Source organism: Streptomyces toyocaensis (assembly GCF_000725125.1).
GTDB lineage: Bacteria > Actinomycetota > Actinomycetes > Streptomycetales > Streptomycetaceae > Streptomyces > Streptomyces toyocaensis.
Genome location: NZ_JFCB01000016.1, coordinates 156,887 through 165,169 on the forward strand (window position 1 = coordinate 156,887; position 8,283 = coordinate 165,169).

At 69.7% G+C, this 8,283-nt stretch carries 6 protein-coding genes and 1 pseudogene; 5 read left to right on the top strand and 2 right to left on the bottom strand.

Features of this window, described 5'->3' with window-relative positions; translation table 11 throughout:
• Positions 1–33 precede the first annotated feature (33 nt).
• Positions 34–810 carry a TIGR03936 family radical SAM-associated protein gene (locus tag BU52_RS18815; protein WP_037935802.1) on the bottom strand — a complete coding sequence of 259 codons (777 nt, stop codon included), beginning with the start codon at positions 808–810 and terminating at the stop codon, positions 34–36.
• A gap of 48 nt (positions 811–858) precedes the next feature.
• A pseudogene (locus BU52_RS18820) lies at positions 859–1,331 on the bottom strand (hypothetical protein); the annotation flags it as partial.
• Between the two features lie 266 nt (positions 1,332–1,597).
• On the opposite strand from BU52_RS18820, the gene BU52_RS18825 reads away from it, so the two are divergent.
• From BU52_RS18825 to BU52_RS18845, 5 genes are all read left to right on the top strand, one after another.
• Positions 1,598–2,413 (top strand): MFS transporter, encoded by an 816-nt coding sequence (locus BU52_RS18825; protein ID WP_037935805.1) that lies wholly within the window; start codon positions 1,598–1,600, stop codon positions 2,411–2,413.
• Between the two features lie 313 nt (positions 2,414–2,726).
• Positions 2,727–4,418, top strand: coding sequence for a PP2C family protein-serine/threonine phosphatase (locus BU52_RS18830; protein WP_157847892.1), 1,692 nt, complete (start codon positions 2,727–2,729; stop codon positions 4,416–4,418).
• Between the two features lie 115 nt (positions 4,419–4,533).
• Positions 4,534–5,529: a terpene synthase family protein gene (locus BU52_RS18835; RefSeq protein ID WP_037935807.1), complete on the top strand. Its 996-nt coding sequence runs from the start codon at positions 4,534–4,536 to the stop codon at positions 5,527–5,529.
• Positions 5,530–5,682: 153 nt separating this feature from the next.
• Positions 5,683–6,375 (top strand): esterase/lipase family protein, encoded by a 693-nt coding sequence (locus BU52_RS18840; protein ID WP_051858363.1) that lies wholly within the window; start codon positions 5,683–5,685, stop codon positions 6,373–6,375.
• Positions 6,376–6,604: 229 nt separating this feature from the next.
• Positions 6,605–8,224, top strand: a complete 1,620-nt coding sequence (locus BU52_RS18845; protein WP_051858365.1) for a recombinase family protein — start codon at positions 6,605–6,607, stop codon at positions 8,222–8,224.
• Positions 8,225–8,283 lie beyond the last annotated feature (59 nt).

Here is an 8,283-nt window from a genome sequence, read left to right on the forward strand (position 1 = left end):
GCTTACGACGTCCGTCCCTACGCGGGACCTTCCTTACGCCGGCGCCGTCGCGGCGGCAGTGGCGCCGGCCGGATGCGGCTCGGTCGCTGCTGCCTCGCGGTCGGGCGCGAGCGGGTCGGTCACCGTGCCGGTCTCTTCATCGAGCAGCCCCTGCGCCAGCCTGGTCACCGCTGCGGGGACCGGCGGCGCCAGGTCGGCCACGGCGCGGAGACCGGACAGGACGTCGTCGGGTCGTACGGCAGGCGTCACGTGCCGAACAACCAGCCGCAGTATCGCACAGGGCCGGTCGGTCGGCCTATCGGCCGGCGAGGAGTGCGTTTCCGCGCTCTCCAGGCCCACGACCGCGGAACGGGCGTCGAAGGTGCGGACGCCGTTCTTGGTCCGGCGCTGGACCTCGACGGCGGGGGCCGCGGTGAAGGCGTCCACCGCGCGGTGGGCGTCCTCGGGACCGACGCCGTCCAGCCGCAGCTCCCACACGGAGGCCGTGAGCCGGTCGGCGAGGCCGGACGTGCGGGCCTCGACCGCCTCGACGATGTCGAGCCCGGCGGGCATCGACTCGTCGAGAAGGGCCCGGAGCCGCTCGGGGTCGCGCGGCTCGGTGAGCGCGATCTCCAGGTACTCCGCCTCACTGCCCGTGCCGGTGGGTGCGGCATTGGCGTACGACACCTTCGGGTGCGGCGTGAACCCCGCCGAGTACGCCATCGGCACCTCGGCGCGGCGCAACGCGCGCTCGAAGGCACGCTGGAAGTCACGGTGGCTGGTGAACCGGAGGCGGCCGCGCTTGGTGTAACGCAGTCGGATGCGCTGCACCGCGGGTGCGGGCGGCGGGCCTTCGGGCTGTCGCTTGCCCAGTGTTCTTCAGTCCTTCGTGAGAGCGGTCGTACTGCTACCAAGAGTACGTGCCTCCGCGCCGGGAGGTTCCCGCCGGTGTGCGACCTGCGGTTTCAGCGGTGCGCCGAACAGCGTCCCGCGGACGTCGGCACGGGTCTGCCGGACCGACGCGCGGGCGGCCTCGACGGCCGGCCGCAGTACGGCGTCACGCACCACGTACCCCGCGGGGACCAGCACACTCCGGTACACCCACCGCACCGGTTCCACGAAGATCCACCGCAGGAGGGTTCCCAGGGCCCGCCCCGCCGGCGCCAGGACCCGGCGCCACACCGCGAGCGCGGGCAGCACCAGCAGGATCCGGGCGGTCCGGTACAGACCCGTGCCGATCAGAGCCAGGTCACGGCTCCGCCCAGCGGGACGAGCACGTACCGCCACAGCCCCACCGACGGCCACACGAACACCGCACGCCCCACCCACAGCAACGCCCGCCCGGCCGGCCGGCCGGAACACCGTGTCGTTCAGGATCCGCCAGGCACCCCACGCCCGCGACACGACCCCTCATACGCTGAACGCCAGTCGCAAAAAAGGGAATTACTAGGCTTGTACAAAGCCATTTACCGCCCGGCCATTCACTCGTTCGCCACGCATCCAAGTGAAACGGCCGCCGTTAGTCGCTACATGAAGGCAAGCAGGTCAGGGCCACCCCAACTGCACGTTGAATCAACGCTGTTGAATACTTCCACCGGCCCGATGAATCAATTCTGACATGAATGACGAACGCTATGACCCTCTCTGGTACAGCGCCGACGTCCCGGACCAGTTCAACGACGCGGGCACCGGACGGCACCGGGCCGGAGCCGTCTACGCGGAGCCCGTAGCACCGGCCGTCCCGCCCTGGGACCCGGCGATGGAAGGGGCCGTCCCGCCCTGGGACCCCGCCGAGGAACTGGCCTATCTGCTCCAGGAGGCCCGCAGCGAGGAGTACGGCAGAACCGTGCCGCCCCCGCGCGAGGAGGCCTCGGTCACCGCACCCCCCGCCGGCACCCCCATGGGCAACCTGCACGAGCTCACGGCCGAACTGCCACCCCTGCGGGCGGCCCCGCGCGGACACCGCAAACCCCCGCGCAAACGCCCCGACGCGCTGCGCGCCGCCAGTTATGTCATCGCCGCGATGGCAGCGGTCACCGTGTCGATGGTGAGCGTCTTCAGCGGCGTGGTCACCTACGAACCCCTGCTCCTCGTCACCACGGCGCACAGCAGCGGCACGTCGTCGGCCTGGTGGCCCATCCTGGTCTACGGCCCCTGGCTGGCGGGCTCGCTGTCCATCCTGCGCGCGGCACTCCACCAACGACGCGCCCTGCACTCCTGGTTCGTCGTCCTGCTCTTCTCCTCCGTCGCGGTCCTGCTCTGCGTCGCCCAGGCCCCCCGCACCATCACCGACACGGCCGCCGCGGCCCTGCCGGGCGTCGCCGCACTGGCCTGCTTCCAGCAACTGGTCCGCCAGATCACCCTCACCCGTCCACCCCGCCGCACGGTCGCCCCCCGCCACCGCATCCGCCCGTACGGCCGCGAGGTCCCGTAGCACCCGGCCCGACCACGGGAAAGCGGCCCCCGCCGTCGACGGGGGCCGCTTTCCCGCTCACCCGCCTCAGTACCGGGGCGGTCCGCCCGCTGGTGTCTGGCGCAAGATCCGGAAAGTCACTAGCATGCGCAGGATCCGGCCACAGCCGGGCCGGCCGGGCCGTCTTCCCCGAAGAGCGGGGGAGACTCGCCACTGGCCGGTCCCCGTCGGTCCCCCACAGCGATGCGTGGCCCACCCGGTCAAGCATCGTTGATCGCTCGGAGGGAAGTAGTCCACGCCGCGACAGGGAGATCCAGTGAAAGACGCCGGGCCGGTGCGAACTGCCGCATTCCGGGACAGCGAGGCCGACAGCGGCGCCTTCCAGGCCAGCGCGAGTATCGTGCAGGCGGGATTCTTCTCCTGGGAGATCGCCACGGGCGAGGTGAGCTGCGACCCCCTCACCCTCGCGCTGCACGACATGCCCGAGAACGGCCCATCGGACATCTCGAGCTTCCTGGCCGCGGTGCACGAGTCCGATCTGGCCGACGTGCGCGACGCCCTGGGCCAGATAGCGCAGTCCTGCGGCAACTACCAGATCGAGTACCGCGTCACCTCCGCCGACGGCATGCACCGGTCCCTGGAAGCCCGGGGCCGCGTCCTGCCCGGCGCCGACGGGCTGCCGGCCCGCATGGTCGGTGTGGTCATGGACACCACGGCCGTCCACGAGCGCCACGAGGCGGAGAAGCGGCGGCTGTACGAGCGCGCCACCCGTGACCGCCGGATGCGGGAGCTGACCGCGGCCCTGGCCGCCGCGGTGACGGTCAAGGACATCATGGCCGCCGCCCAGGCAGGACTGCGCACCTTCGGAGCGGACGCACTGGCGGTGATCGCCCCGGAGGGAGACCGCCTGACCGTGGTGGCCTCGTGCGCGGACGACGAGCAGGGCGAGGGTCCCCCGCGCGTCCCCGACGCCACGGCCCGCACCCTCGTGGAGGAGTCACTCGACACCGGGGCGCCCGTCCTCATCGGCTCCACGGACGCACTGATCACCGACTTCCCGCACCTGGCACCGCTCGCGCCGCCGGCCCCGCAGGCGTGGGCGGCACTGCCGCTCACGGACTCGCGCGGCCGCGTCAGTTCCTGCCTCGTCAGTTTCCCCGAGCCGCAGGAGTTCCAGCCCGAGGAGCGGGCCATCCTGGTCGCCGCCATGGGACTGCTCGCCCAGTCACTGGAGCGAGCCGGCCTGTACGAGTCGGAACACGCGCTGGCCACCGAACTCCAGCGCGGCATGCTGCCGCGCGGGCCGCTCACGGCACCGGGCGTGACCATCGCCGCCCGCTACCAGGCCGCCACCTCCGGCATGTGGATCGGCGGCGACTGGTACGACGCCATCAGCCTGCCCGACGGCGGCGTGGCACTGGTCATCGGAGACGTACAGGGACACAGCGTTCACGCCGCCTCCCTCATGGGGCGGCTGCGCACCGCCGTGCACGCCTACGCGAACGAAGGACACCCGCCGGCAGCGGTCCTGGAGCGCACCAACCGCCTGCTGGCCGAACTGAACACCGACCCGGACCGGGCCCTGTTCGCCACATGCTGCTACATCGCACTCGACCCCACCGACGGAACGCTCCGGGCGTGCCGAGCCGGGCATCCGGCCCCGGCGCTCATCGCCCCCGACGCGCCGCCGCGCCTCCTGGAGGTCCCGGGCGGCCTGCCCCTGGGGATCGACCGGGAGCAGCGGTACCCGACCACCCGCCTGCGCATCGCCCCGGGCAGCGTGCTCGCACTGACCACCGACGGTCTGCTCGAGGCGGTGAACAAGGACATCGACCAGGGCACCGAGAGGTTCCTCCAGGGCCTGGCGGGCGCTGCCACGGCGGACCTGGAGACCGTGGTCGACGAACTCCTCGCCCACACGCAGAAGGCCCACGGCGTGGGTGACGACGTCGCTCTGCTCCTGGCCCGTCTGAACGGCCCGGACGCCACCGGGACCGCTGTCGAACGCCGTCCGCGGGCACGGTAATTTACGTCGACGGCTGGGACTGTCCGGTCATACTCCATACGCGCGCCCCACCATGCCGCACCGGCACCGAACCGGGCGTCGCGCATGGCGGATTCACGGAGAAGCGAGCTGACGCATGGACACTTTCCGAATTCCGGACCTGCGCATACCCGTACCGGCGGCGCTCAATCCGGAACTCCGGGAGGCCACGGTGGCCACGGAGGCCTGGCTGGACGAGTTCGGTCTGGTGCCCACCGAGGAGGCACGTCGCCATGTGCAGCGCACTCGTGTGGACCGGCTCACCGCGTGGCTGTGCCCGAACGCCTCGCGTGAGGCCCTGACACTGATCACCCAGTGGAACGCGTGGCTGTTCCAGCTGGACGACCAGTTCGACGACGACCCGGTGCGCGGTTACCAGCCCGAGCGGTGGCGGGAGGCGTTCGGGCCGCTGTTCGCCGTCCTCGACGGAACCGTGACGGACGGGCGGCTCGCACGCTCCCTGGCCGATCTGTGGCACCGCACGACGGCCGTACGTTCCCCAGCATGGCAGCGAAGGTTCACCCCGCACCTGTTGTGGTACTTCGACAGCTACCGGGCCGAGATGATCCATCGGGAGGAAGGCCGCGTACCCGGCCTGCAGCAATATCTCGCCCACCGACGCGCCTCGTTCGCGTTCGACGCCGTCCTGGACCTGGTGGAGATCGGCACCGGCGTCGACCTGCCCGACCACCTGCACGCACACCCGTCCTTCGCGGACATGCGGGAGGCGGTGATCTACGCGAACGCCTGCATCAACGACCTCTACTCGCTGCGCAAGGAACTCGCGCACGACTACGCCTTCAACGCCGTCACGGTCATCCGTCACCACCACCGGTGCAGCCTCCAGGAGGCGGCGGAACGCGTGGCCGTGATGCAGGCCGGACACGTCCAGCGGATCCTCGACCTCGAGCAGGTCCTGCCCGGGCGGCTGACCCGCGCCGGCCTCGCCGACGACGTCGTCGAGGACGCGCTGCGCTGCGTCGGGGACTTCCACGCACTCACCGCGGGGAACATCGCCTGGTCGAAGGAGACCGGGCGCTACGCGGACATCGAGGCCGAACCGACCTACCTGACGGACCTCTTCACTCCGTGACACCCGGCCGGAGCGGAAGAATCCCGCGCACGCCTCTTGACCACCCGTACCTACCGGTCAGTACGCTCACGTCACCCTCGATGACACCGGTGTCCTCCCCACCGTGGGCCGCGCTGACGAGCGCCGTCCCGCACCCCACCCGAGAGTCTTCCCGTGAACACATTCCTCGCGAGCGCGGCCGCAGTCGCGGCCGGCGCGCTGCTCGCCGTGCAGGCCTCCCTTCCCGCCCAGGCGGCGTCGGGCAGTTCCGCCTTCGGCCCGACCAGCGACCCCGTCCTCTTCGTCCACGGCTACACCGGCTCCGCCGGCAACTGGAACACCATGGCGGACCGCTTCAGCACCGACGGCTGGCCTTCGTCGCACCTCGACCAGTGGTCCTACGACTGGCGCCAGTCCAACGCCACGACCGCCCAGCAGCTGTCCACCGAGGTCGACCGTCTCCTCGCGGCCACCGGCGCCACCAAGGTCGACATCGTCAGCCACTCGATGGGAGGGCTCTCCTCGCGGTACTTCCTGAAGAACCTCGGCGGGACGTCCAAGGTCGACGCCTGGGTGTCACTCGGAGGACCGAATCACGGCACCGACAGCGCCAACGGCTGCTTCGACACCTCCTGCACCGAGATGCGCATCGGCTCCGGCTTCCTCGCCGCCCTCAACTCCGGCGACGAGACACCGGGCTCGTCCCGTTACGCCACCTGGTGGTCGCCCTGCGACACGGTGATCAACCCGGACACCACCGTCGCCCTGTCCGGCGCGGCCAACACCAGGACCGCCTGCCTCAGCCACACGGGCCTGCTCAATGACGCCACGGTCTACGCCCAGACCCGGGACATGATCAACCGCTGAGAGTCCTCGGCCGGCCGGAACGCCTCCGGGGCACCTCCCGCACAGGAGGTGCCCCGCCCGGCCGGAACGTCCGGGCTCCCCACCGACTCACCTCAGTGGGCGTGCTCGCCGGCCGCGGGTGACTTGACGGTCAGGGGCAGCAGCTTCCTGCCCGTCGGACCGATCTGGATACTCGTGTCCATCTGCCGCCATATACCGACAAGCCCAAATCCGCGCTACCGTCCTCGACATGGGGAAACGAGCCAGGACCCGCCGGGCGACCGACCGGCGGCAGTACGAGGTCGAGGCCGAGTGGACCGAGGCCGACTTAGCACTCTTGGAGAAGCTGAAGAAGACGGAGGCAGCCCTACCTGATGACGCACCACGGGCCCTGCTGTCCGTGCGGCTGTCCGTCCTCACCGACGACACGACGTCACCGGTCCGCCAGGAGCTCGACCTGCGCAGGCTGGCCTTGGACCGCGGCTGCCGAGTCGTCGGCGTGGCCAGCGACCTCAACGTGTCGGCCACGAAGGTCCCACCGTGGAAGCGCAAGGAGCTCGGGGACTGGCTCAACAACCGGGCGCCGGAGTTCGACGAGATCCTCTTCTGGAAGCTGGACCGCTTCGTACGGCGGCTCACCGACCTCAGCACCATGATCGACTGGTGCCTGAAGTACAGGAAGAACCTCGTCTCCAAGAACGACTCGATCGACCTGACCACCACGGCCGGGAAGATCATGGTCACGATCATCGGCGGCATCGCCGAGATCGAGGCCGCCAACACCAGCACGCGTGTAGCGAGCCTCTGGGACTACACCAAGACACAGAGCGACTGGCTCGTGGGCAAGCCGGCGTACGGGTACGAAACGGCGGAGGACGAGAACGGCAAGGTCGTACTCGTCATCGACGAGGACGCGCGCCGGGCGTTGCACTGGTGCCGTACGGCCGCCTTGCGGGACAAGCCTGCTTCCGCCCGGCGCATGGTCAAGGTCCTGGTGCGTGCCAGCCTCTGCGGATCAGGCCTGACAGCGTCGACGCAGCTCCGCCGACTCAGGAACCCAGCGCTCATGGGCTACCGCGTAGAAGAGGACAAGAACGGGGGCGTACGCCGCTCGAAGATCGTATTAGGAAGCGACGCGAAGCCCATCCGCGTGGCAGACCCGATCTTCACCGAGGACGAGTTCAACAGCCTTCAGGAGGCCCTCGACCGTCGGGGAAGGAACCAGCCCACCCGGCGCCCGGAAGGGGCAACCAAGTTCCTCGGCGTCCTGATCTGCCATGACTGCGGCTCGAACATGACTGTTCAGCAGAACCGCGTCAAGAATTGGTCCTACTCATACCTACGGTGCGGCAAGTGCAAGGCCGGAGGCCACGGCGCTCCGAACCCTGACGAGATCTACAGCAAGCTCGTCAACGACGTTCTGAGGGTTCTCGGAGACGAACCCGTCATGACCCGCGAGTACCGGCAGGGCGCCGAGGCCCGCAAGGAACAACAGCGCCTCGAACAGTCCATTGGGTACTACATGACCGGGCTGGAGCCGGGAGGCCGCTTCACGAAGACGTGCTTCACCAAGGAGCAGGCTGAGAAGACACTGGACGACCTCATCAATCAGTTGGAGACCATCGACCCCGAGTCGACCAAGGACCGGTGGGTGGCCGTACACAACGGAAAGTCGTTCCGTAGCCACTGGGAGGAAGGCGGCATGGAGGCCATGGCCGCCGATCTACTCCGGGTCGGCGTGAAGTGCGTGATCAAGCGGACGAAGGTGAAGGGCGTACGAGCCCCGCGCGTCTACATGAAGCTGATGATCCCCAAGGACGTACGAGACCGGCTGCTACGCAAGGAAGACGACTTCGCGGAAACCTTCTGACACGGTCCGCCCAACAGATGCGGACGGCAGCCTTCCCGAGCTGCGTAGGGAGGCGGCTT